Genomic DNA, 24,290 nt, shown 5'->3' with positions numbered 1-24,290 from the left:
TTTTCCCTCCTATTCTTCTCGTTCTTTGACAACCACGGTGATGTGGCTTGTCCGTTTATTGATTGGTGATGCTGAACCCTTCGCCCGTGGACGGAAACGCTTCAAGGTTGGACCCTCGTTAACGTAAGCTTCACTGACGTACAGGTTCTGTGCATCTAAATCATAATTATGTTCAGCGTTCGCAATAGCTGATTTTAAAACTTTAGCAACAACTGGTGAAGCACCACGTTGTGTGAATTGTAAAATCGCTAATGCCTCAGCAGCACCTTTGCCACGAATTAAATCGACTACAAGGCGAGCTTTACGAGGCGCGATACGAACAGTTTTTGCTTCTGCCCGTGCTGATGTGATTTGATCTTGATCTGCCATCGACTAAATCTCTCCTTCCTAGCGTGCCGCCGTTTTCTTATCATTACCGCCATGACCGCGGAATGTTCTTGTTGGTACGAATTCGCCTAATTTATGGCCAACCATATCTTCTTGGACGAAGACTGGGACATGCTTTCTACCATCATAAACTGCGATCGTGTACCCAACGAAACTAGGGAAAATCGTAGAACGACGTGACCAAGTTTTAATGACTTGTTTCTTCTCGCTATCTGCTTGAGCGGCGATCTTCTTCAGAAGATGCTCGTCAGCAAAAGGTCCTTTTTTCAAGCTGCGACCCATTATGTTACCTCCTTCGATCGTGTTTAGTTATGACTATTTGCCCTTACGGTGCCGAATGATGAGCTTCTCAGAACGAGCCTTAGAATTACGGGTCTTCTTACCCATTGTCTTCTTGCCCCATGGTGAGAGTGGCGACGGACGTCCGATCGGTGCTTTACCTTCACCACCACCATGAGGGTGATCGTTAGGGTTCATAACTGAACCACGAACTGTTGGACGGAAGCCTAACCAGCGTTTACGGCCAGCCTTACCAATCTTGATCAATTCATGTTGTTCATTACCAACTTCACCGACAGTAGCGCGGCCAGATGAAAGCACCATCCGTACTTCGCCTGATGTCAAGCGAATCAAGGTGTATTTAGCTTCATGACCTAAGATCTGAGCCGAAGCGCCGGCTGAACGAGCCAATTGGCCACCCTTGCCTGGTTTCAATTCAATGTTGTGAACCAAAGTACCAACAGGGATGTTAGCCAATTCAAGTGCATTACCGACCTTGATATCAGCGTTATCGCCAGATTGGATGACTTGGCCAACGACCAAACCTTTAGGCGCGATAATGTATGACTTGACCCCATCTTCGTAGTGTAATAAAGCAATGTTTGCAGTCCGGTTGGGATCGTATTCGATCGCCTTTACAACTGCTTTAACATCATCTTTGGTACGTTTAAAATCAATGACACGGTACTTTTGTTTGTGACCGCCGCCACGGTGACGAACCGTAATATGACCATGAGCATTACGACCGGCAGTTTTTGATTGGGATTCCAGTAAAGTCTTCTCAGGCTTTGACTTGGTGATCTCAGCAAAATCTGATGCGGTCATATTGCGCCGACCATTGCTGGTTGGTTTGTATTTAACAATCGCCATTAGTTTTCCTCCTGTATTATTCTAGTTATGACTAATCTTCAAAAATCTTGATTTCATCAGAATCAGGTGTCAAAGTAACGATTGCTTTCCGACGTTTCTTTGTGTAACCCTCATAACGGCCATAACGTTTCTTTTTACCACGAACGTTCAAAATGTTGACTTCTTTAACGCTAACGCCAAAGATTTCTTCGATTGCGTGACGAACCGCGATTTTGTTCGCGTTGACAGCAACTTCAAACGTGTATTTCTTATCTTCCATGATGTTCATGGATTGTTCCGTCACGATCGGACGAATAATAATATCATGTGCGGCCATTAACCAAGCACCTCCTCGATTTTAGCAAGAGCGGCTTGTGTTAAGATCAGTTTCTGGTTGTTGACGATATCTAACACGTTGATGCCGTCAGCTTCCACAACTGTGACGTTTGGCAAGTTGCGTGCTGATAAAGCTGCAAAATCATTGTCAGCTTCCAGAACAACTAATGCCTTTGTCGCAACATTCAACCCTGCTAAAACATCAGCGAATGCTTTTGTCTTTGGTTGGTCGAAGTTCAATCCGTCCACAACAATCAAATCACCATCGAGAACCTTTTGCGAAAGAACTGATTTGATTGCTAAACGCCGTACTTTTCTAGGTAATTTATAAGCATATGAACGAGGTGTAGGTCCGAAGACGATCCCACCACCACGCCATTGTGGAGAACGAATCGAGCCTTGACGAGCGCGACCAGTACCCTTTTGCCGCCAAGGTTTACGACCACCGCCGCGGACCGCAGAACGGTTCTTGACAGCGTGTGTCCCTTGACGTAAAGAAGCACGTTGCATGACGACAGCATCGAAGACAACGCTGTTGTTAGGTTCGATCCCGAAAATCGCATCGTTTAAAGCAACGGTACCATTCTCAGTTCCATCTTGTTTATAAAGTGTGACATTTGCCATTACGAAAATCCTCCTTTCTCAATTTCTACTTTGTTAATTTGATTGCGGATTTAACTGTAACGAATGAATGCTTAGCACCAGGGACATTGCCCTTGATCAACAAAACATTCCGTTCAGGATCAACGCGCGCGATCATTAAGTTCTGGATCGTGACCTTGTCATTACCCATGCGTCCTGGCAACATCTTGCCTTTGAAGACACGGTTGATGATCGAGCCCATTGAACCAGGGATCCGGTGATAACGAGAACCGTGAGTCTCAGGTCCGCGTGATTGGCCGAAACGCTTGATGTTACCTTGGTAACCATGACCCTTCGTGATACCAGTAACGTCAACAACGTCACCTTCGTTGAACACGTCGACGTTTACTTCAGCGCCGACTTCGTAATCTCCTAGCTCAACATCACGAATTTCGCGAATGAAGCGCTTAGGAGCCGTTTTTGCCTTAGCAGCATGACCTTTAGCTGGTTTGTTAGACAGAACTTCACGAACGTCTTGATAACCTAATTGAACTGCTTCGTAACCGTCTGTTTCAGTTGTCTTGATTTGCAAAACAACGTTCGCGCTTGCTTCGATCACAGTAACGGGGATCAATTCGCCATTTTCCGTAAAGATCTGGGTCATTCCAACCTTTTTCCCTAAGATTCCTTTTCTAGCCATGACTACACCTCCATTTTCTTTGGTTTATTATAATTTGATTTCGATATCGACACCACTTGGTAAGTCGAGTTTCATCAACGCATCAACTGTTTTAGCAGTTGGGTTAACGATATCGATCAAACGTTTGTGCGTCCGGATCTCGAATTGTTCACGTGAGTCCTTGTACTTATGTGGTGAACGGATCACCGTATAAAGGCTACGCTCTGTTGGCAATGGGATTGGCCCGCTAATTGCAGCACCAGTACGTTTTGCCGTTTCAACAATCTTTTCAGCTGATTGGTCTAAGATACGATGTTCATAGGCCTTCAACCGAATCCGAATTTTTTGTTTTGCCATGGAAATTTACCTCCTTTTCGTCACATTAATGGACAAGCTCCGTGGGAATTACCAACATAACCGTCGTGGCAATGCGGCCGGGTGTGTCGCAACCTCTCACTTCAACGCCCTTGTTTGTTGCGCAGCACCCCTAGGGCGTACTACACCCCTGGAACTGAGCACTTTATCTATATTACTGGAAAAGCCTTGCGATTTCAAGGTTTTTCTCTAAATTATTCAAGTTTTTTTATGGTCAAAAAGCGGAAGCGGCTTCATCTTTTTTTTTGCAGAGACAGAGCATCTCAAAAAAATATTATTTCTTCTATTATAAAGTGGATGGCCAACAAAAAAAGCACCCTCACCAACAGGCGAACGTGCTTTTCGGAATAACAGTCATGCGCAACTAATTAGTTGCCACCATTTTTCTTGATGATTTCTTCTTGGATCGATTTTGGTACTGCTTCGTAATGATCAAAGACCATTGTGAAGGTACCACGACCCTGAGTTGCTGAACGCAAGGTAGTCGCATAACCAAACATTTCTGCCAATGGAACAGAGGCATTAACGACTTGAGCGTTACCACGCGCTTCCATGCCATCGACACGACCACGACGTGCAGTGATCTGGCCCATAACATCGCCTAAGTAATCCTCAGGTGCCACAACTTCAACCTTCATGATTGGTTCAAGGATCACGGCGCCAGCTGTCTTAGAAGCCGCCCGCAATGACATTGAAGCCGCAACCTTGAAGGCCGCTTCAGAAGAATCGACTTCGTGATAAGAACCATCATAGAGCTTAGCCTTAACGTCGATCAATGGATAACCAGCTAAGACGCCATTAGCCATTGATTCTTTCAAGCCTTGTTCTACTGACGGGATATATTCACGAGGTACGACCCCACCAACAATGGCGTTTTCGAATTCGAAGCCTTTACCCTCTTCATTCGGAGTAAATTCGATCCAAACGTCACCATATTGACCTTTACCACCAGACTGACGAACAAACTTACCTTGAGCAGAGGTTTGTTTCGTGAAGGTCTCACGGTAGGCAACTTGTGGTTCACCGACTTTAGCTTCAACCTTGAATTCACGACGCATCCGGTCAACGATGATGTCCAAATGCAACTCGCCCATCCCGGAGATCAGCGTTTCGCCAGTTTCAGGGTTTGTTTCTGCACGGAAGGTTGGATCTTCTTCAGCAAGTTTTTGCAAAGCAAGATCCATCTTGTCCCGGTCTTCTTTAGAGTTCGGTTCAATTGAAACCTGAATAACTGGTTCAGGGATCTCCATTGATTCCAAAATCAAGGGCCGCTTGAGATCAGTCAAAGAATCCCCAGTGGTGGTGTTCTTCAAACCGATCGCCGCGCCAATATCACCAGAGAAGACTTCTGGGATCTCTTGACGGTGGTTGGCATGCATTTGTAGCAAACGACCAACACGTTCACGCGTGTCTTTCGTTGCGTTCAAGATGTATGAACCTGCAATCAAAGTCCCCGTGTAAACCCGGAAGAAGGTCAACCGGCCAACAAATGGGTCAGTTGCGATCTTGAAGGCCAACCCAGCGAACGGTGCGTCATCGTCAGCCAATAAGTCGATCTCTTCGCCAGTAGCAGGATCAACTGATTTATAAGGGCGAACTTCCAAAGGTGATGGCAAGTAGTCAACGACTGCATCCATCAACATTTGCACACCTTTGTTCTTGAAAGCAGAACCGGCTAAAACAGGGTAAAATTTCAAATTGATCGTTGCTTCGCGAATAGCGTGACGCAATTCGTCGTTAGTGATTTCTTCACCTTCGAGATATTTCTCCATGATGTTGTCATCAACGTCAGCAACGGCTTCAACTAATTCATTCCGCCGTTTTTCAGCTTCAGCCTTGTATTCATCAGGTACGGCAACTGTATCCCATTTCGTACCTAAAGCATCTTCGTCATACAAGTCAGCAACCATGTCGATCAAGTCGATCACGCCTTCGAACTGGTCTTCAGCACCGATCGGCATTTGAACAGCGTGGGCATTTGCTTGTAAACGGTCATGTAAAGTCGAAACAGAATAGTCAAAGTCTGCGCCGATCTTGTCCATTTTGTTAACGAAAACTAAACGAGGAACACCGTATGTGGTTGCTTGCCGCCAAACATTTTCAGTTTGTGGTTCAACCCCAGATTGAGCATCCAAAACCGTGATGGCACCATCAAGTACCCGCAATGAACGTTCAACTTCAATAGTAAAGTCCACGTGTCCGGGAGTATCGATGATGTTGATCCGATAGTCTTTCCATTGCGCAGTTGTCGCAGCGGAAGTGATCGTGATCCCACGTTCTTGTTCCTGTGCCATCCAGTCCATTTGTGAAGCCCCTTCATGGGTTTCACCAATTTTGTGGATTTTACCTGTGTAGTACAGGATCCGTTCAGTGGTCGTTGTTTTACCGGCATCGATATGAGCCATGATCCCGATATTACGTGTTTTTTCCAAAGGGAATTCACGTTTATTAGCCATTCAAAGTTTCTCCTCTCAAAAAGTAATCTAGATAAAATTGAGCCGCTCGTGCGATTTGCCGGAGCTGCTCAATCAGAATCTTACCAACGATAGTGGGCGAAAGCACGGTTAGCGTCTGCCATCTTATGGGTATCTTCACGTTTCTTAACGGAAGCCCCCGTGTTATTAGCAGCATCCATGATCTCGTTAGCTAAACGTTCGTCCATGGTATGTTCGTTACGCAAACGAGCATAACTAACGATCCAACGTAAGCCTAAAGTCGTCCGACGTTCTGGACGAACTTCGATCGGCACCTGATAGTTAGAACCACCGATACGGCGAGCTTTAACTTCAAGAACTGGCATAACGTTCTTCATGGCTTCTTCGAATACTTCAAGTGGATCTTTGCTTGTTTTTTCTTTGATGATATCAAAAGCATCGTATAAGATCGTTGATGCGGTACCACGTTTGCCGTCAAGCATCAAATGGTTGATCAAGCGGGAAACGAGTTTTGAATTATAGATTGGGTCTGGCAAGACGTCACGTTTTGCCACATTACCTTTTCTTGGCATTGAGTAAACCTCCTAGTAATGGTTATGGTCAGATTAAAATGCTATTTCTTAGGGCGCTTAGCACCGTACTTAGAGCGGCTTTGTTTCCGGTCAGTTACACCCGCGGTATCTAAAGCACCACGAACGATGTGATAACGAACACCAGGAAGGTCTTTGACACGACCGCCACGGATCAAGACGACACTATGCTCTTGCAAGTTATGACCGATACCAGGGATATAGGCGGTAACTTCGATCAAGTTAGACAAACGAACACGGGCATACTTCCGCAAAGCGGAGTTAGGTTTCTTAGGAGTCATTGTCCCTACACGAGTAGCTACACCACGTTTTTGAGGTGCAGGATTTGAAGTTAATGACTTTTTCTTACTGTTGTAACCAAAGTTCAAAGCAGGTGAATCTGACATTGAAACTTTTGATTTACGGCCTTTACGTACCAATTGGTTAATAGTTGGCATCAAGGATCCTCCTCAGTTTTATTTCAAATTTAAGTACACACATCCAGGCGGTTCATTTTTTGGTAAAAAATAAAGGCCTGAACATTTGATAGCTTCGAATAGAGCAGCACGGACACCGAAGTATCGAACAATATCCAGAAAGCACCTTTAATACATTATCACGAAGCGCCCATACTGTCAAACCATTTCCACGCTTTTTCGGCGATTATTCAGCACACTCACCTGATTTTTTATAGAACAAACAGGATGTTATCTTCTCCTGATCGAATTCTTGAAAAATAGGAATGGCAAAATAAAAGGAAAATCGTTGTTTTGACGTATTTCATTTTAACACAGATGCAGGGTGCAAGTAATAATGGAGGCAGATTTATTTGGCGATTCTTTGGCTTGAAAAAACAATGCTCTTGATTTTGATTTTCTTTCTGGGCGCTAGTTTAGGCTCCTTCGGTCAATTAGTTGTTGAACGGGGACCAGCGGCCGACGTGGTCTTCACCCCTTCGCACTGCGCGACTTGTTTATGGCCGCTGACCTGGGCCGACTTGATCCCGATCATCAGTTACGGGCACCACCACGGTCGCTGTCGCCACTGCCAGCAACCGATCGCCGTGGCCTCGACCCTGCGCGAATGGCTGGGCGGCCTGAGTGCTTGTTGGCTGGTCAACTTTGCCGGCGATTATCAACTGGCCGACTTCATCGCCTTGGGCGGTTTATTTGTTTGTGCATTAGCAGATTGGACCAATCATTATGTTTATCAACGCACCCTGCTCATTTGTAGTGTGTTACTTTTAGTGACCCCTTTCCCCACCGGCGGCCCGCATTGGTTCGCCGCATTGGCGTTGATCGGCGGCTTAGTCTTGATCGCACGGTTGACGCAAGGCTTAGGCAGCGCTGATATTTTTTGGCTAGGACTGATCTTCTTTTATCGCGGTAGTGTCTTTGGCCTAGGCGCCCTCTTCATCGCCAATCTGCTGATTTTGACCTACTACCCTTGGCGCGAGCAAACCGCTGATCGACAGATCCCCTTTCTACCTTATTTGTTCGTGGCCACCTTGATCACCCCGCAACTCTTTGGCCAAAGCCAACGCTGGGTGCTACTATGGCAAAGCTTCTGGTCGCTTCCTTAAATGGATTTCAGGGCAAACCGCCCTGCAAGATCCGGTCATGTCCGCAGAACAATCTCCGTGGCAACCAGTCGTTGCAAAATCAGTTACCTTAAAATGCTGTCCTCGAGAAACTTGCTGAGTATAATCGAGTTATTGGAGGAATCAAAATGACAGCAAATCAATTTATCGCAGCAAACATTCGGAGCCTACGTCAACGTAAACAATGGTCGCAAGAGTTTGTCGCCGAGCGGCTCAACGTCTCCCGCCAAGCTTTCGCAAAGTGGGAAAACGGCGCCAGTTTGCCAGACATCAATCGTTGCTTAGCAATAGCAAATCTATTTGACGTCGATCTCAATGCCCTGGTGACCTACGATGAAGCAAACACCGGTGTTCCGATTGGACCGCCGGGAAAACATATTTTTGGTGTGGTCACGTTAGATGATCAACATCAAGTCACTTTGCCAGCGACTGCCTGCGCCACCTTAGGCCTGACACACGGGGCGCAGTTGATGCTCTTAGGCGATTCCAATCCTGGTACCGCCGGACTGGCCTTGGTCGCCGTGGACCAATTTCTGGCGCAAACCGGACCAGCTTTTCACCACTTGTTCCCAGAGGGTGACGACAATGTCTAGCCTAACCGTGACCAACCTGGTCAAGAAATATCCCACTTTTCAACTTAACGTGACTCGATTGCGGCTTGAGCCAGGTCAGATCTATGGTCTGATCGGTCCCAACGGCGCTGGCAAATCAACTTTGATCAAATCGCTCTTAGGAATTTGCCCGATCGATCAGGGGCAGATCCGCTTCTTTGAGCAACCATTCAGTGACCACCAGCGAGAAAGCCTACTGCAAATTGGTGTGGTGCTAGGCACGACCGATTATTATCGGGAGAAGCGCCTTGTCAGTCTAACCAAGATCACACGGCAGTTCTTTCCTAACTGGGACCAAGATCGCTATCTGACCTTGTGCCGTCAGTTCAATTTAAATGAACAGCAACGAGTCAAAGAACTTTCCACAGGAATGAAAGTTAAATATCAGCTGGCGCTAGCGCTGGCCCACCAGGCACAATTGTTGATCCTCGACGAGCCAACCAGCGGTCTAGATGTAGTTGCCCGACGCCAGTTGCAAACAATTTTGCGCCAGCTAGCCGATTCCGGGATCAGTATTTTGCTGGCGACCCACTTGTCCGATGACTTGGAGCGCTGCGCCGATGAATTGATTGTTTTGCGCCAGGGTCAAATCATCGCCGCAGACACACTGGCGCACTTCAGCGCCGCCCACCGCTCTGCGACGGCCCTAACTTTAGACGACATGATTGTCGCCCTCGAGGTGCCCGACAATGCGCATTGACCTCTTGAAAAAAGAATGGTGCCTGGCTGCCCACCCGAACCTATTTGTGTTCACTTGCATGGGTCCCTTAGCGTTGGTTCCCGCTTATCCACTCGTCATGATCTGGCTCTTTTCCTGCCTAGGTATCTTCATTTCCTTCACTTACAACCGTGAAACCAACGATCTCTACTATACGGCACTTCTACCGATTCCGCGGCAAGCGCTGGTCACAAGCAAATTTCTCGTCACGATCACCGCGCAACTGGCAAGTCTGCTGCTGACGCTGCCGTTCGCCCATTTACGACAGACTTTGCCCCTGGCCGGAAATCCCGTCGGCTTGAGCGCTAATGTCACTTTGTTTACCGTGGGTTTCCTAATATTTGGCGTTTTTAATTTCACCTTTCTGCCCGCCTACTTTCGACGACCAGCCAAGGTCGGTCAAGCCTTTCTCAAATGTTTGCCAGGGCTCCTGCTCGTGGCTGGCGGCGCCGAGGCTCTACCTCATTTTCCTGGCTACCAATGGCTCACGGCTTTCGGTGCTGAACAGACCAAGCAGCTTCCCGGATTGCTATTGGCCCTCCTCGGCTATCTGGTGGCAACCGGCCTGGCAGCGCGCCATGCACACCGCAATTTTGCTCATGTTGACCTCTAAAAACCGCAATCCAACAGACCAAGAGTCCTTTAATTCCCCTGTCAAATAATGGCTGGGGATTTTTTTGTACAGAAAAAAGCCCAAGCGACAACTGTCGCCTGGGCTTTGATCGATGACTAGGTCACCGCCATCATGACTTTTACGCCTGATGATTTGTTGATTTATTTCTTGCTCGTTGCTTCTGCATTATCGGCTTCCATTTTCTTCTCAATATCAGAAATGGAGTAAATGCTTTGTGAAGAGGCCCCGATTTTTTCTGGTTCCATGTGACGATACTTCGCCATCCCGGTCCCAGCCGGTACGATCTTCCCAATAATGACATTTTCCTTTAAGCCGATCAGTGGATCATTCTTGCCGCGAATCGACGCGTCAGTTAAAACACGCGTTGTTTCTTGGAAGGATGCCGCTGACAAGAAGCTGTTGGTTTCCAAGGAAGCTTTGGTGATCCCTAACAACACTGGACGACCAGTAGCTGGAATGCCACCTTTGACCAAAGTTGCTTGGTTTTGTTCCGTGAAATCAGCAATATCTAGCAAGGTCCCCGGTAAAATATCAGTGTCGCCTGGATCTAAAACGCGGATCTTCCGCAACATCTGCCGAACCATGACCTCGACGTGCTTATCACTGATCTCAACACCCTGCATCCGATATGTTTTTTGGACTTCAGACAAGAGATAGTTTTCCGTTGAGATCACATCACGGACCCGGATCAACTGTTTAGGATCGATCGACCCACCAGTCAATTTAGCACCACGTTCGATGTGATCGCCTTCAGCGACAGCCACACTCGATGCGTAAGGAACGCTATAAGTACGTGTATCAGTTTTACCTTCAACAGTGATCTCGCGAGTATGCTCCGCCGGATTCTCGTCGATGGCGCTGATCTCGCCAGTAACTTCACTAATAACAGAAAGACCTTTAGGATTACGCGCTTCAAAAATTTCTTGGACCCGTGGCAACCCTTGCGTGATATCTTCGCCACCGGCAACACCGCCGGAGTGGAAGTTCCGCATGGTCAACTGTGTACCAGGTTCACCGATCGACTGAGCAGCAACGGTTCCGACAGCTTCGCCGACTTCGACTTCGCCGCCAGTCGCTAAGTTGTAACCATAGCACTTCTTGCAGACACCATGTTTGGTATCGCAGGTAAAGACGGAACGGATCGTTGCTTCTTCAACACCGGCATCAACGATCTGATGGGCCGTGTCTTCATCAACTAGGTCGCCACGCTTAGCAATGATCTCACCAGTTTCTGGGTTGATCACTGATTTTTGTAAATAACGACCAACTAAACGGTCAAACAAGGATTCGATCAATTCATTGCCTTCACGGATCGCCTTGATCAAAATACCGCGGTCAGTGCCACAGTCTTCTTCACGAACGATCACATCTTGGGCAACATCGACCAACCGTCGAGTCAAGTAACCAGAATCGGCCGTCTTCAGGGCCGTATCAGTCATCCCTTTACGGGCACCGTGAGTCGACATGAACATTTCCATGACTGATAGACCTTCACGGAAGTTTGACGTAACGGGTACTTCCATCATCCCACCGTTAGGCGCAGCCATCAAACCACGCATCCCTGCGAGCTGGGTAAAGTTAGAGATCGAACCCCGGGCGCCAGAATCACTCATCATTGAAATCGGATTAGCTGGGTCAAAGGAATCGACTAATTCTTGTTGGATCTCATCTTTCGCGTCATTCCAGATCGTAATGACCCGATCATGACGTTCTTGATCCGTGATCAACCCACGGCGGAACTGCTTAGAAACATTAGCAACTTTCTTATGAGCATCGTCTACGATCCGATCCTTGTCGGGCATAACTGGAACATCGGCGACCCCGACAGTCAAGCCGGAGATCGTGCAGACCGTATAGCCTAATTCCTTCATATCATCAAGTAATTCAGAAGTCCGTTGAACTTTGTAGATCTTAAAGACTTGGGCGATGATATCTGACAAGAAGCCCTTCTTGAATGGCGTTACTAATGGTTCTTGCTCCAATTTAGCGTAAATATCTTCCCCAGGCGCCAAATAGAATTTGGCCAAATCACCCTCAACTAAGTTCGCGTTAGATGGTTCGTTCAAATAAGGAAAATCAGTTGGCAGAACCTGATTGAATAAAGCTTTACCAGCCGTCGTCAAAAGGATACCATTTCGCTGTGCCGCTGGGAATGGCTTCTCAGGCATTGACGCGATCGAAAGACCGATACGTGAATGATAATGAACATCACCATTTTGCATCGCTGTTTCAACTTCGGCGATATTATTGAAGATCATGCCTTCGCCTTCGCGACCGCGTTCTTCAAGGGTCAGGTAGTAGTTACCCAAAACAACGTCCTGCGATGGTGTTACGATCGGCTTACCATCCTTAGGAGCCAAAATATGGTGAGCAGCCAGCATCAACATCCGTGCTTCAGCTTGGGCTTCATCAGATAAAGGCACATGGATCGCCATCTGGTCTCCGTCAAAGTCGGCATTATAAGCTTCGCAGGCCAACGGGTGTAAACGAATCGATTTACCATCAACCAGCACAGGTTCGAAGGCTTGGATCCCCAAACGGTGCAATGTTGGTGCCCGGTTCAAGAGCACGGGACGCTCTTTGATCACATCTTCCAAAACATCCCAGACATCATCATCTTGACGTTCGATCTTGCGTTTGGCGTTTTTAATGTTCGACGCGATTTCTCGTTTGACCAATTCGTGCATCACGAATGGCTTGAATAATTCCAAAGCCATCTGACGAGGGACCCCACATTGATAGAACTTCAATGTTGGACCTACGTCGATAACGGAACGACCAGAGTAGTCGACCCGCTTGCCCAGCAAGTTTTGACGGAACCGGCCTTGCTTCCCTTTCAACATATGAGAAAGAGATTTTAGTGGACGATTACCTGGGCCAGCAACTGGGCGCCCGCGACGACCATTGTCGATCAAAGCGTCAACGGCTTCTTGTAGCATCCGTTTTTCGTTTTGGACAATGATACTTGGTGCATTCAGGTCAAGCAGACGTTTCAACCGGTTGTTACGATTGATCACCCGACGATAAAGGTCGTTTAGATCAGAAGTCGCAAAACGACCACCTTCAAGTTGGACCATTGGCCGCAGATCTGGTGGAATGACCGGGATCGCATCCATGATCATCCATTCAGGACGATTACCAGATTGTTTGAACGCATCGATGATATCCAAACGCCGGATCGAACGAGTCCGTTTCTGACCTTGGGCTGTTTGTAATTCTTCTTTTAACGTTTTGATTTCTTTATCGAGATCAACTTTTTGTAATAATTCTTTGATAGCTTCCGCGCCCATTTTGGCCGTGAATTTACCATCAAATTCATCTAAGCGTTCCCGATATTCTTGCTCAGTCAACAGTTGTTTGTATTCCAAAGTCGTATCAGCTGGGTCGATCACCACGTAAGAGGCGAAATAAATGATTTCTTCAAGGGCCCGCGGGCTCATGTCTAAAATCAATCCCATCCGACTAGGGATGCCTTTGAAATACCAAATATGAGAAACGGGAGCTGCTAATTCAATATGGCCCATCCGTTCGCGCCGAACCTTCGAGCGGGTAACTTCAACACCACAGCGATCACAAACGATGCCCTTATAGCGGACACGCTTGTACTTGCCACAGGCACATTCCCAATCTTTCGTTGGTCCGAAAATGCGTTCATCGAACAACCCATCACGTTCTGGCTTCAAAGTCCGGTAGTTGATCGTTTCTGGCTTTTTGACTTCACCATAAGACCAGCTCCGAATCTTATCAGGGGATGCAAGTCCGATTTGCATGCTTTCAAACTTATTTACATCGATCAAAGATTTAGACCTCCCTGTCTATAGTCGATCGACCGCTTACTTAGCCGGTTGATCTTTACCCGTCGTTTCAGCTAAGGCCTTTTGAGCCTCTTCTTCTTGACGTTTCTTTTCTTGTTCATCGGAGTATTTTTGCAAGGCGTCATTGTTGACCACATCATCTTCATCGTCATCCATATCGCGGAGTTCGATTTCTTGATGCTCAGCGTCTAAGACCTTCATATCCAATCCTAACGCCTGCAATTCTTTAACCAAGACCCGGAAGGATTCGGGAACGCCTGGCTTAGGAATTGGTTCACCTTTGACAATGGCTTCATAAGTCTTGACCCGACCAACCACATCATCAGACTTGTAAGTCAAGATCTCTTGCAGGGTATAAGCGGCGCCATAAGCCTCTAAGGCCCAAACTTCCATTTCCCCGAAACGCTGACCACCAAATTGGGCTTTCCCGCCTAAAGGTTGTTGCGTAACTAGCGAGTAAGGCCCGATCGAACGAGCATGGATCTTATCATCGACCATGTGGGCCAGTTTCATATAGTACATGACCCCAACGGAAACCCGATTATGGAAGGCTTCACCAGTCCGACCATCATAAAGCACGGTCTTCCCATCTCTGGCCATACCAGCTTCTTCAACGGTATCCCAAAGATCTTTCTCATTGGCCCCATCAAAAACTGGCGTGGATACATGGATCCCCAAGTTGCGGGCAGCCATGCCTAAATGAAGTTCCAAGACCTGGCCAATATTCATCCGTGAAGGAACACCCATTGGGTTCAGTAGAATATCGACCGGCGTGCCATCTGGCATGAACGGCATATCCTCTTCAGGAACCACGATGGAGACCGTCCCTTTGTTACCATGACGGCCGGCCATCTTATCACCGACTTGGATCTTCCGTTTCTGGGTGATATAGACCCGCACCATCATATTGACGCCTGGAGCCAGTTCATCACCAGCTTCACGGGTAAAGATCTTCACATCTTGAATGATCCCGCCGCCACCATGAGGGACCCGTAATGAAGTATCACGGACTTCACGAGCTTTTTCACCAAAGATCGCATGCAACAGACGTTCTTCAGCCGATAGTTCAGTCACACCCTTAGGCGTTACTTTACCGACTAAAATATCACCGTCGCGAACTTCTGCGCCGATCCGCACGATCCCGAACTCATCAAGATCTTTCAACGCATCTTCACCAACGTTAGGGATCTCCCGAGTCATTTCCTCAGGTCCTAACTTCGTGTCACGCGCTTCTGATTCATATTCCTCAATATGGATCGAAGTATAGATATCATCTTTAACAAGACGCTCTGATAAAACGATCGCATCTTCAAAGTTATACATGTTCCAGGTCATAAAGGCGATCAATGGATTTTGGCCTAAAGCTAATTCGCCATTTTCCATAGCTGGTCCATCAGCGATGATCTCGCCAACATCGACATGATCGCCCTTAGCAACGATCGGCCGTTGGTTATAACTCTTACCACCATTAGAACGGCGGAACTTCATCAACCGATATTTATCTAAAGTACCATCTTCGCGACGAGTCCGGATCTCTTTAGCATCGACGAACTCAACCGTTCCATCATACTTCGCTAACATCGCCACACCAGAGTCATGGGCAGCAACGTATTCCATCCCTGTCCCTACTAACGGTGCATGCGGATCAACTAAAGGAACGGCCTGACGTTGCATGTTAGCACCCATCAAGGCCCGGTTCGAGTCATCATTTTCCAAGAAAGGAATGCAGGCAGTTGCGACCGCAACAACTTGTTTAGGTGAAACGTCCATGTAGTCGACTTTTTCAGGGCTGATTTCGATATTCTCATCTTTATGACGCGCCAGAACTGTTTCGTCAACGAAACTACCATCATCGTTCAAAATAGAGTTGGCCTGAGCAACGATATAATTATCTTCTTCATCAGCGGTCAAATAGTCGATCTTATCGGTAACCTTATGATCCGTCCAAGCGACCCGACGATATGGCGTTTCAATAAAGCCATACTTGTTGACCACGGCATAAGAAGCCAAACTATTGATCAAGCCAATGTTCGGGCCTTCAGGCGTTTCGATCGGACACATCCGGCCATAATGAGTATAGTGAACGTCCCGGACTTCATAACCGGCACGATCACGAGTCAAACCACCAGGCCCTAAGGCAGACAAACGCCGTTTATGCGTCAATTCACCTAAGGGGTTGGTTTGATCCATGAACTGGGATAATTGTGACGAACCAAAGAATTCCTTGATCGAAGCAACAACTGGCCGAATATTGATCAACTGTTGCGGCGTTACGGTATTGATGTCTTGGATCGACATCCGTTCGCGAACGACCCGCTCCATCCGTGCTAAACCGATCCGGAATTGGTTTTGTAGTAATTCACCAACTGAACGGATCCGACGATTGCCTAAGTGATCGATATCGTCAGTGCTGCCAAGGCCTTCACTGAGATTCAAGAAATAGTTGATCGAAGCAACGATATCAGCAGGCGTAATATGCTTGACCGCCTCGCCGATATTAGCATTTCCAATCAAATTGACTTCTTTTTCTGGATCGTCTGGTGAAACGACCTTGATGACTTGTAAGGTCATCGGATCCTTAACGACACCTTCATCAGAAGGCTCATAAGTCACCGTCTTGAAATCATCGCGAGCCAAATAAGGATTCAACTTCTCCATGACTTCTCGATCAACTAACTTGCCTTTTTCAGCCAAGATCTCCCCAGTATCAGGGTCAGCCAGAGTCTCAGCCAAAGTTTGATTGATCAAACGATGTTTCAAACCAAGCTTCTTATTGATCTTATAACGACCGACTGGCGCTAGATCATAACGTTTTGGATCAAAGAAACGCGCGTAAAGCAATGAGCGTGAACTATCAGCAGTCTTAGGCTCGCCTGGGCGGAGACGTTCGTAAATATCTTTTAGGGCCTCAGTAACGCGTGAATCCGTATTATCCTTATGGACATCTTTCTCCAAAGTCGACATCAGGCTATCATTATCGCCTAAAATATCAATGATCTCTGAATCAGAACCGTAACCCAATGCTCGGATCAAGACCGACAATGGTAATTTACGCGTCCGATCGATCCGCACATAAGAAATGTCTTTCGCATCAGATTCATATTCCAGCCATGCGCCACGGTTAGGGATCACAGTTGTCCCATAAAGCGTGCGACTGTTTTTATCGATCGAAGAATTAAAATAAACACCAGGGGAACGAACTAATTGTGAAACGATGACCCGTTCAGCACCATTGATAATAAAAGTACCTTGCTCAGTCATCAGAGGGAAGTCGCCAAAGAAAACATCCTGAGTTTTGATCTCATTAGTCTCATGATTGGTCAACTTCAAAGTCACATGCAAAGGTGCTGAATAGTTTGCGTCATGTTGACGCGCCTCTTCAACTGTATATTTTGGTTCTAAAAGTTTATAGCCAACAAATTCAAGTGAAAGATTCCCAGCAAAGTCGTCGATCGGCATAATGTCTTGGAACATGCTGCTTAGACCTTCATCAAGGAACCATTGATATGAATTCGTTTGGATCTCGATCAAATTAGGTAAATCCAGAACTTCTTTGATTCGCGCGTACGAACGCCGAGTCCGATGTTTACCATATTTCACGATATGTCCTACCAAACCGTTCACCCCTTCAAAAAAATCGGTAGCCAACAATATTACGTAGTCATGACAAATATTACATTTTGATTAAATCGTTCATTTCGCCTGTTTTTAAGCAAAAAAAAGACAAAAGCAACAGCAAACGCCTTGCCTTTGTACTTATATAATCACTTACCGGACAAAAGATCGGTCGTGATACTGTAATATCGCTCGCTACAGTTCTTGTCAGACTTATTTAGTATACTACAGCGATCTCCACCTGTAAAGAACTTGACAAATTGTAAGCGATATTACTTTTACTCATTTTGTGCACATGTGCTATTTTCAAAAAATTGGCGCGTGATCAGCTATGTTGTGCCTGAGCTCGCACAAAATCGCCAGGATGAACGGGTTGCGCGCAAGTAAAATGGACCACTTGCATCGCATGAGGTGCCCGTTCGATGGCCTGATCTTGATCATCGAACAAGTCGGTTACGACCTGTTTATGGTGCGCAAAATTTGGCCCGTAGAATTCGATCTCATCGCCAATGCCAAAATTATTCCGTTGTTGCACCGTGACCTGCTTCGTCACTGCATCATAGGCCAAAACTTCGCCGACAAAGGCATAATGCGATAAGCGCCGCCGTTTGCCAAACAACTGGAAGTCCTCATCAGGCGTTCCGTAATAGAAACCAGTCGACAATTCTCGCTGAGCCACTTTCCACAATTCGTCCACCCAAGCTGGATCCAGCTGATAATGAGCTGGATCAGCACAATATTGACGGACCGCAGTGGAATAAACATTAGCGACCGTTGAGACATAATGGACCGTCTTCATTCGACCTTCGATCTTCAATGAATCGACGCCGGCCTCGACCAAGTCAGGGATATGTTCGATCATCGCCATATCTACGGCGCTCATTGAGAACTTTTCCGTCTTACCATCAGGACCATGGCCTAGCAACTCGCGCTTCTGACCGAGGTCAGGAATATCGAATAGGTCATACTTCCAACGACAGTTTTGAGCACAGCCCCCACGATTGGCATCTCGCAAACTTAAATGATTCGAAAGCACGCAACGACCAGAATAGCCGATACACATCGCCCCGTGAACAAAAGCTTCGATCTGAACGTCAGTATGTTGGCGCATTTCTTTGATCTCGGCGATCCCAACTTCTCGTGCCAGAACCACCCGCTCTAATCCCTCATGCTGCCAAAAATTCAATGTTTCATAATTCGTCGCTGATGCTTGGGTCGATAAATGGACCTTCAAGCCAGGCGCTTCGGTGATCGCCGTTTCAATCAGCGAAGGATCAGAAACGATCACGGCATCGATTCCAGCATCACGGACCTGACGATAAAAAGAACCTGCTCCAGCAAGATTTTGCTCATGGGCAACGATATTAGCGGCTACATAGACTTTAGCATTGTGTTGATGGGCATAATCCGCACCCACGCGCATTTCTTCAAAAGAGAAATTACCTGCCCGCGAACGTAGACCGTAAGCATCGCCGCCGATATAGACGGCATCAGCGCCATAATCGATCGCGACTTTTAATTTTTCTGGTGTCCCTGCAGGTGCGAGGACTTCAGGATGTTTGACTGCTGTTAACATTATTTCACCTCATCTGGATCTAAATCAAAGAAGCCATTATCTAAACCCCGCGCTGCCGGCTGTAGCTCATGAACTTGTCGATCAAGCTCTGCTAACGCTTCTGGGGTCGCCGTTCCCGCCAATAGGAGGTCCCGCGCTTGAGCAAATACGGCCACGATCTGGGAGAACGTCGTCACATCGGCGAACAATCCGTCCAGTTTCCAACGGCGCAAACCCAGCGCCCAGAGTTTCGGCAGATCCGTGAGCAGATCCAAGTCATTATTAGCAAAGATATGAGTCCCGTTGCGATCTTCATAAATAGAATAGTGCGTCTCCTCATGATGAGGCGTGGCGATGAACAAACCTCGTTGGCGATCTGTCTGAGCCAAATGTTCTTGCACAAAATTGGAATAATTTTGTAGTAACGGGCGCCCCGATTGATGGATAACGATGGCGCCATAGACGGTGATCTCAACTGGGATCGCAACATTTTTGCTTAGAGGAACCATTTCTTGATAAGGAACTTCGTGAGCGAGCACAGCCGCCGTGGCGCCATGTTTACCCCAAAAATTGATTTGTCGAGAACTGGTCACTAAATCAGCGGCGTCATAAATATAAGGTAAGCCAAGTTGTTCTCGTTGCAAAATATTGATGGCGCCAGGATCGCCGATACTGACTTCATCAACTTTGATCTGCGCCAAAAACCGCAAGTATTCACCGACCATCGCAATGCGATCATTATGAAAGATCGCATTGACAGCAACTGTGACCTTAACGTTATTTTGATGGGCCAGTTCAACGATTTCATTTAATTCAGCACGCTGAAAGCTGTGGGGTAAGCGTAGACCAAATTCATCTTCACCCAAATAAAGTCGATCAGCGCCGGCAGTGATAACGGCTTCGGCTTGGGCATAATCAGCCACAGTGGTTACTAATTCAGACATAATGGACCTCTTTCATTTTTCATTCTTTCACAGGATAGCACAAAACCCAATAAAAAAGCTAGATTGTTAACAATCTAGCTTACTGGTACCACTTTTGAAATCAGATATTGATCAAGGTGTTTTGACCACTTTTTTAGCTTTAGTTTTGGCCTTGGTGGCAGACGCCTTCGCTGGTTGGGCTTTCACATTGATCGTGATCTTACCTTTACTAGCGCCGACCGTTACTTGGCTGTCAGCCGTAATCGTACGATCTAGCAATAGCTCACTGACCCGATCCTCGATATCCCGCTGGATCGCCCGCCGCAATGGGCGCGCACCATATTCCGGATCAAAACCGTCTTGTGCGATCACGTCCATCGCCGCTGGTGTCAACTTCAAACTGATTTTTTGTTCAGCCAAACGTTGCTGCAATTTTCTGGACAAGATCCGCACGATCGTCCGCAATTGGGCCTTATCTAAACTGTGGAAGATCACAGTCTCATCGATCCGATTCAAGAATTCCGGCCGGAAGAATTGCTTAGTCGCTTCCATGATCTTTGCGTGCATCTCGGCCTGCTGGTCAGTTGGTGAGTAAGCACCAAAGCCAACCGACTTATCATCTCGTAACGCAGTAGCGCCCAAGTTCGAGGTCATGATCAAGATCGTATTACGAAAGTCAACGCGCCGACCTTTGGCATCGGTCAAATAACCATCATCCAAAACTTGTAATAACAAGTTGAAGACATCAGGATGTGCCTTTTCCACCTCATCGAAAAGCACGACAGAGTATGGTTTGTTCCGCACTTTTTCCGTTAATTGACCGCCCTCATCATAGCCGACATAGCCAGGAGGTGACCCGATCAAACGCGAGGTCGTGTACTGATCCATGAATTCGGACATATCGATCCGGATCAAATTATCTTCTGAACCAAACATAGCTTCAGCCAGGGCCTTAGCCAGCTCAGTTTTTCCGACACCTGTCGGGCCAAGGAAAAGGAAGGAGCCAATTGGTCGTTGCGGGTCTTTCAACCCACTGCGAGCACGACGGATCGCTTTGGCCACCGAGGTCACTGCTTCATCTTGACCAACGACGCGATCATGAAGGATCTGTTCCAAGTTGATCAGCCGTTCACTCTCTTTTTTCTGCAACTGGGTCAAAGGGACCCCAGTCCACTCAGAAACCACTTCGGCCACATCTTCTGGTGTGACTTTAATATCAGAACGAACTGTGCCCGGATTAGCGGCGATGACCTCATCAAGCTTGACTTTCAAAGCCATCTCTTTTTGTCGGATATTCGCTGCTTGCTCAAAGTCCTGTTGCTCGATCGCTTGCTCTTTTTGGGCGATGATCTGGTTTAATTCCTGTTGGATCTGATCCAGTGGGCTTAAATCACTAGCTTCATCTAGACGAACCTTAGCTGCGGATTCATCGATCAAATCAATAGCCTTGTCAGGCATGAAACGTCCGACGATATACCGATCCGCTAAGATCACCGCTTCATGTAAAGCCTCATCCGTGATCGTCACCCCATGATGGGCCGCCTCATAACGAGGGCGTAATCCCTTCAAAATCGATTCTGTTTCGGCCGGCGTTGGTTCATCGATCTGCACAGTGGCAAAACGCCGTTCTAACGCAGAATCTTTTTCAATGTATTTTTGATATTCGTCTAAAGTCGTTGCCCCGATCAATTGCAATTCGCCACGCGCTAAAGCCGGCTTCAAAATATTCGATGCATCGATCGCGCCTTCCGCGCCCCCGGCACCAACCAATGTATGCAATTCATCGATAAAAAGAATGACTTGACCATCTTGATAGATCTCATCGATCACTTTCTTCAGACGATCTTCAAATTCGCCCCGATATTTCGTGCCAGCGACTAATGAGCCCATATCTAGCATCATCAGACGCTTTTGCCGCATATCAGCAGGGACATTTCCAGCAACGATCCGTTGAGCCAAGCCTTCTGCGATAGCTGTTTTACCAACCCCAGGCTCGCCAACCAAAACCGGATTGTTCTTGGTACGACGACTTAAGATCTGAATGACCCGCTTGACTTCACGGTCACGACCAACGACCGGATCCATTTTTGCCTCATTGGCCGCTGCAGTCAGATCACGAGCCAGTGAATTTAGGGTCGGCGTCAAGGTCTTACTTTGACTTGCGGCAGGACGAGCTGCCTGATTTCGGCCACCATTGGCCTGAGCTTTTTTGAAATTAACATCGGACAATCCCATTTTTTTCAAAAGGATCTGCTTAGTCTTAGTGAGACTCAGCCCCAGATTAGTTAGGATCCGCGCTGCTAAGATATCATCTTCGCGCAATAAGCCTAACAAAATATGTTCCGTGCCGATCTTGACCGCGCCTAAACGCTTTGCTTCATCCCCAGCATAAGCCAGGATCTGCTTAGACTTGGGCGAATAAGGTAAATAACCTTCGCCTTGATCAGAGCCTTCTGCTGTTGCTGACCCATAGCCGGTGAATCGCTCGATCTCCTCTTTGACATAATCTGGCGTGATCGTCAATTGGCGCAAGGTTTTCCCCGCAATACCATCCGTTTCCATTGTCAAAGCTAATAATAAATGTTCTGTCCCCACTGCGTGATGATGAAAATATCGCGCCTGCTCTTGGGCAATGACCAGCACTTTACTGGCACTTTCTGTAAATAAATTATCCAAGATAACGCCTGCCTTTCCTTAAATCAAATTCAGCGATAACGTAAACCGTCCACTAACGCAACCAACATATTTGCACGCACTGTTTCAGCAACACGTTGATCGTTGATCTGTAATGCCTCGTCAGTCAACATCGTTGCGAGCAAGCGCGCTTCGCGTTCACTCAACAGCTCTGTCTCGATCAGTTGTTGCAAAGCCATCAGTGTTCGTGACAGCGTGATCTGCGTGCCGATCGCCTTGATCAAACGATCCAGATAATGATCCTGATCACAGAATTGCATCTTTTCGATGCGAATATAGCCACCACCACCACGCTTACTTTCGACTAAATAGCCTTGTTGCGTAGTGAAGCGCGTTTTGATGACATAATTGATCTGGGAAGGAACACAATTAAACTGTGCGGCTACCTCTGAACGATTGATCTCTATCTGCTGCTCTGCTGCCAGAATTTGTTTCAAATACGCTTCGATTATATCTGAAATATTTTGTCCTGCCATTGATCGATTCCTTTTCTATCCAGTCTCACCTGATTTTTGACCATCATTGACCTTCATTATAAAAGAATTTGATCGATCTGCCAACTACCAAGTTCCCAACTGATACCAAAAAACGCTGAAAGCTTTAAAATCACTTTCAACGTTCTCCAATCGGGAAAACAAGATTTGAACTTGCGACCCCTACGTCCCGAACGTAGTGCTCTACCAAGCTGAGCTATTTCCCGAAAATAACTAAGCCATACCTTTAAAACAAAAAAGCCCAAAAGCAACCTTTCAGACTCAGAAGCGGAAGACGGGATTCGAACCCGCGACCCCCACCATGGCAAGGTGATGTTCTACCACTGAACTACTTCCGCATTTTAAAAATCAACTAACATCGGGAAGACAGGATTCGAACCTGCGACCCCCTGGTCCCAAACCAGGTGCTCTACCAAGCTGAGCTACTTCCCGAACTATGCACCCAGTAGGAGTCGAACCTACAACCTTCTGATTCGTAGTCAGACACTCTATCCAGTTGCGCTATGGGTGCATTTCATTATAATGCCGAGAATCGGAATCGAACCGATACGGAGATCACTCTCCGCAGGATTTTAAGTCCTGTGCGTCTGCCAGTTCCGCCACCCCGGCGTCTTATAATGAAAGCGGAAGACGGGATTCGAACCCGCGACCCCCACCATGGCAAGGTGATGTTCTACCACTGAACTACTTCCGCATTATGCCGACTAGACGATTTGAACGCCCGACCCTCTGATTACAAATCAGATGCTCTACCAACTGAGCTAAGTCGGCATCTTGGTTTTTCTCTTTTCTCGCGCCGTTGGCGCTCCTTGTGATACGGGTGAAGGGACTTGAACCCATACGTCCATTGGACACTAGAACCTAAATCTAGCGCGTCTGCCAATTCCGCCACACCCGCGTGTTTGGGGCCAACGATGAGTCGTGACAGGCTCGAACTGTCGACCCTCTGATTAAAAGTCAGATGCTCTACCAACTGAGCTAACGACTCAATGGAGGTTACAGGGCTCGAACCTGTGACCCTCTGCTTGTAAGGCAGACGCTCTCCCAGCTGAGCTAAACCTCCATTTAGCGTGGCAACGCCCTATCCTCGCAGGCAGTCTCCCACCAACTACTTTCGGCGCTAAGAAGCTTAACTTCTGT

The 24,290-nt window shown here is 47.1% G+C and carries 20 protein-coding genes and 10 tRNA genes; 4 read left to right on the top strand and 26 right to left on the bottom strand.

Annotated elements, in window-relative coordinates:
• Window positions 1–9 precede the first annotated feature (9 nt).
• The 10 genes from rplV to rpsL all read right to left on the bottom strand — a co-directional run bounded on the left by rplV (window position 10) and on the right by rpsL (window position 6,949).
• Window positions 10–369, bottom strand: coding sequence for a 50S ribosomal protein L22 (rplV, locus tag OCU21_RS05745; RefSeq protein WP_125600125.1), 360 nt, complete (start codon window positions 367–369; stop codon window positions 10–12).
• A gap of 18 nt (window positions 370–387) precedes the next feature.
• On the bottom strand, window positions 388–669 hold the full coding sequence (rpsS, locus tag OCU21_RS05740) for a 30S ribosomal protein S19 (RefSeq protein WP_125600122.1): 282 nt from the start codon (window positions 667–669) through the stop codon (window positions 388–390).
• A 33-nt stretch (window positions 670–702) separates the two neighbouring features.
• Window positions 703–1,536: a 50S ribosomal protein L2 gene (rplB, locus tag OCU21_RS05735; protein WP_261806490.1), complete on the bottom strand. Its 834-nt coding sequence runs from the start codon at window positions 1,534–1,536 to the stop codon at window positions 703–705.
• A 31-nt stretch (window positions 1,537–1,567) separates the two neighbouring features.
• On the bottom strand, window positions 1,568–1,852 hold the full coding sequence (gene rplW, locus OCU21_RS05730; protein ID WP_125600116.1) for a 50S ribosomal protein L23: 285 nt from the start codon (window positions 1,850–1,852) through the stop codon (window positions 1,568–1,570).
• Window positions 1,852–2,475, bottom strand: a complete 624-nt coding sequence (gene rplD / locus OCU21_RS05725; RefSeq protein WP_125600113.1) for a 50S ribosomal protein L4 — start codon at window positions 2,473–2,475, stop codon at window positions 1,852–1,854. Before rplD ends, rplW begins: the two co-directional genes overlap by 1 nt.
• Window positions 2,476–2,500: 25 nt before the next feature.
• On the bottom strand, window positions 2,501–3,133 hold the full coding sequence (rplC, locus tag OCU21_RS05720) for a 50S ribosomal protein L3 (protein ID WP_261806489.1): 633 nt from the start codon (window positions 3,131–3,133) through the stop codon (window positions 2,501–2,503).
• A 27-nt stretch (window positions 3,134–3,160) separates the two neighbouring features.
• Entirely contained in the window at window positions 3,161–3,469 is a 309-nt protein-coding gene (gene rpsJ, locus OCU21_RS05715) for a 30S ribosomal protein S10 (RefSeq protein WP_125600109.1), read from the bottom strand.
• A gap of 386 nt (window positions 3,470–3,855) precedes the next feature.
• Complete coding sequence (fusA, locus tag OCU21_RS05710; protein WP_261806488.1) at window positions 3,856–5,943, bottom strand: elongation factor G; 2,088 nt, start codon at window positions 5,941–5,943, stop codon at window positions 3,856–3,858.
• A gap of 80 nt (window positions 5,944–6,023) precedes the next feature.
• A complete protein-coding gene (gene rpsG / locus OCU21_RS05705; protein ID WP_125600103.1) occupies window positions 6,024–6,494 on the bottom strand; it encodes a 30S ribosomal protein S7 in 471 nt (156 codons plus the stop codon).
• Window positions 6,495–6,535: 41 nt separating this feature from the next.
• Window positions 6,536–6,949, bottom strand: a complete 414-nt coding sequence (rpsL, locus tag OCU21_RS05700) for a 30S ribosomal protein S12 (RefSeq protein ID WP_125600101.1) — start codon at window positions 6,947–6,949, stop codon at window positions 6,536–6,538.
• Between the two features lie 371 nt (window positions 6,950–7,320).
• On the opposite strand from rpsL, the gene OCU21_RS05695 reads away from it, so the two are divergent.
• The 4 genes from OCU21_RS05695 to OCU21_RS05680 all read left to right on the top strand — a co-directional run bounded on the left by OCU21_RS05695 (window position 7,321) and on the right by OCU21_RS05680 (window position 10,033).
• Window positions 7,321–8,073: a prepilin peptidase gene (locus tag OCU21_RS05695; RefSeq protein WP_261806487.1), complete on the top strand. Its 753-nt coding sequence runs from the start codon at window positions 7,321–7,323 to the stop codon at window positions 8,071–8,073.
• Window positions 8,074–8,219: 146 nt separating this feature from the next.
• The gene (locus OCU21_RS05690; RefSeq protein ID WP_261806486.1) at window positions 8,220–8,684 is read left to right on the top strand and encodes a helix-turn-helix transcriptional regulator; all 465 of its coding nucleotides are present in this window, start codon (window positions 8,220–8,222) and stop codon (window positions 8,682–8,684) included.
• Window positions 8,677–9,402, top strand: coding sequence for an ABC transporter ATP-binding protein (locus OCU21_RS05685; RefSeq protein ID WP_261806485.1), 726 nt, complete (start codon window positions 8,677–8,679; stop codon window positions 9,400–9,402). The genes OCU21_RS05690 and OCU21_RS05685 overlap by 8 nt, the downstream gene beginning before the upstream one ends.
• The gene (locus OCU21_RS05680) at window positions 9,392–10,033 is read left to right on the top strand and encodes an ABC-2 transporter permease (protein ID WP_261806484.1); all 642 of its coding nucleotides are present in this window, start codon (window positions 9,392–9,394) and stop codon (window positions 10,031–10,033) included. The genes OCU21_RS05685 and OCU21_RS05680 overlap by 11 nt, the downstream gene beginning before the upstream one ends.
• 161 nt (window positions 10,034–10,194) lie before the next feature.
• On the opposite strand, the gene rpoC is transcribed toward OCU21_RS05680, so the two are convergent.
• The 16 genes from rpoC to OCU21_RS05600 all read right to left on the bottom strand — a co-directional run bounded on the left by rpoC (window position 10,195) and on the right by OCU21_RS05600 (window position 24,213).
• On the bottom strand, window positions 10,195–13,851 hold the full coding sequence (gene rpoC / locus OCU21_RS05675) for a DNA-directed RNA polymerase subunit beta' (protein ID WP_261806483.1): 3,657 nt from the start codon (window positions 13,849–13,851) through the stop codon (window positions 10,195–10,197).
• 36 nt (window positions 13,852–13,887) lie between these two features.
• Window positions 13,888–17,484: a DNA-directed RNA polymerase subunit beta gene (gene rpoB, locus OCU21_RS05670; protein ID WP_261806482.1), complete on the bottom strand. Its 3,597-nt coding sequence runs from the start codon at window positions 17,482–17,484 to the stop codon at window positions 13,888–13,890.
• 325 nt (window positions 17,485–17,809) lie between these two features.
• Window positions 17,810–19,060: a peptidase U32 family protein gene (locus OCU21_RS05665; RefSeq protein WP_261806481.1), complete on the bottom strand. Its 1,251-nt coding sequence runs from the start codon at window positions 19,058–19,060 to the stop codon at window positions 17,810–17,812.
• Window positions 19,060–19,983: a peptidase U32 family protein gene (locus OCU21_RS05660; protein WP_261806480.1), complete on the bottom strand. Its 924-nt coding sequence runs from the start codon at window positions 19,981–19,983 to the stop codon at window positions 19,060–19,062. The genes OCU21_RS05665 and OCU21_RS05660 overlap by 1 nt, the downstream gene beginning before the upstream one ends.
• Window positions 19,984–20,094: 111 nt before the next feature.
• Window positions 20,095–22,638 carry an ATP-dependent Clp protease ATP-binding subunit gene (locus OCU21_RS05655; RefSeq protein ID WP_261806479.1) on the bottom strand — a complete coding sequence of 848 codons (2,544 nt, stop codon included), beginning with the start codon at window positions 22,636–22,638 and terminating at the stop codon, window positions 20,095–20,097.
• Window positions 22,639–22,667: 29 nt separating this feature from the next.
• Window positions 22,668–23,132 carry a CtsR family transcriptional regulator gene (locus tag OCU21_RS05650; protein ID WP_261806478.1) on the bottom strand — a complete coding sequence of 155 codons (465 nt, stop codon included), beginning with the start codon at window positions 23,130–23,132 and terminating at the stop codon, window positions 22,668–22,670.
• 150 nt (window positions 23,133–23,282) lie between these two features.
• Window positions 23,283–23,356: transfer RNA gene (locus OCU21_RS05645), tRNA-Pro, on the bottom strand.
• A gap of 60 nt (window positions 23,357–23,416) precedes the next feature.
• Window positions 23,417–23,488 (bottom strand) — tRNA-Gly (locus OCU21_RS05640).
• A 20-nt stretch (window positions 23,489–23,508) separates the two neighbouring features.
• A tRNA-Pro gene (locus OCU21_RS05635) sits at window positions 23,509–23,582 on the bottom strand.
• 5 nt (window positions 23,583–23,587) lie between these two features.
• Window positions 23,588–23,661 (bottom strand) — tRNA-Arg (locus OCU21_RS05630).
• A 12-nt stretch (window positions 23,662–23,673) separates the two neighbouring features.
• Window positions 23,674–23,759, bottom strand: a tRNA-Leu gene (locus OCU21_RS05625).
• 13 nt (window positions 23,760–23,772) lie between these two features.
• Window positions 23,773–23,844, bottom strand: a tRNA-Gly gene (locus OCU21_RS05620).
• Between the two features lie 4 nt (window positions 23,845–23,848).
• Window positions 23,849–23,921, bottom strand: a tRNA-Thr gene (locus OCU21_RS05615).
• Window positions 23,922–23,965: 44 nt separating this feature from the next.
• Window positions 23,966–24,048 (bottom strand) — tRNA-Leu (locus tag OCU21_RS05610).
• A 17-nt stretch (window positions 24,049–24,065) separates the two neighbouring features.
• Window positions 24,066–24,138: transfer RNA gene (locus OCU21_RS05605), tRNA-Lys, on the bottom strand.
• 2 nt (window positions 24,139–24,140) lie between these two features.
• Window positions 24,141–24,213: transfer RNA gene (locus tag OCU21_RS05600), tRNA-Val, on the bottom strand.
• Window positions 24,214–24,290 lie beyond the last annotated feature (77 nt).

The sequence above is a fragment of the Lapidilactobacillus luobeiensis genome (assembly GCF_024345205.1).
Classification (GTDB): Bacteria; Bacillota; Bacilli; order Lactobacillales; family Lactobacillaceae; genus Lapidilactobacillus; species Lapidilactobacillus luobeiensis.
This window is presented reverse-complemented; position numbering and strand designations above follow the sequence as displayed.

Coding starts and splice junctions, on each gene's coding strand:
- rplV (WP_125600125.1), bottom strand. CDS start 369: ATGGCAGATCAAGATCAAATCACATCAGCACGGGCAGAAGCAAAAACT.
- rpsS (WP_125600122.1), bottom strand. CDS start 669: ATGGGTCGCAGCTTGAAAAAAGGACCTTTTGCTGACGAGCATCTTCTG.
- rplB (WP_261806490.1), bottom strand. CDS start 1,536: ATGGCGATTGTTAAATACAAACCAACCAGCAATGGTCGGCGCAATATG.
- rplW (WP_125600116.1), bottom strand. CDS start 1,852: ATGGCCGCACATGATATTATTATTCGTCCGATCGTGACGGAACAATCC.
- rplD (WP_125600113.1), bottom strand. CDS start 2,475: ATGGCAAATGTCACACTTTATAAACAAGATGGAACTGAGAATGGTACC.
- rplC (WP_261806489.1), bottom strand. CDS start 3,133: ATGGCTAGAAAAGGAATCTTAGGGAAAAAGGTTGGAATGACCCAGATC.
- rpsJ (WP_125600109.1), bottom strand. CDS start 3,469: ATGGCAAAACAAAAAATTCGGATTCGGTTGAAGGCCTATGAACATCGT.
- fusA (WP_261806488.1), bottom strand. CDS start 5,943: ATGGCTAATAAACGTGAATTCCCTTTGGAAAAAACACGTAATATCGGG.
- rpsG (WP_125600103.1), bottom strand. CDS start 6,494: ATGCCAAGAAAAGGTAATGTGGCAAAACGTGACGTCTTGCCAGACCCA.
- rpsL (WP_125600101.1), bottom strand. CDS start 6,949: ATGCCAACTATTAACCAATTGGTACGTAAAGGCCGTAAATCAAAAGTT.
- OCU21_RS05690 (WP_261806486.1), top strand. CDS start 8,220: ATGACAGCAAATCAATTTATCGCAGCAAACATTCGGAGCCTACGTCAA.
- OCU21_RS05685 (WP_261806485.1), top strand. CDS start 8,677: ATGTCTAGCCTAACCGTGACCAACCTGGTCAAGAAATATCCCACTTTT.
- OCU21_RS05680 (WP_261806484.1), top strand. CDS start 9,392: ATGCGCATTGACCTCTTGAAAAAAGAATGGTGCCTGGCTGCCCACCCG.
- OCU21_RS05665 (WP_261806481.1), bottom strand. CDS start 19,060: ATGTTAACAGCAGTCAAACATCCTGAAGTCCTCGCACCTGCAGGGACA.
- OCU21_RS05660 (WP_261806480.1), bottom strand. CDS start 19,983: ATGTCTGAATTAGTAACCACTGTGGCTGATTATGCCCAAGCCGAAGCC.
- OCU21_RS05650 (WP_261806478.1), bottom strand. CDS start 23,132: ATGGCAGGACAAAATATTTCAGATATAATCGAAGCGTATTTGAAACAA.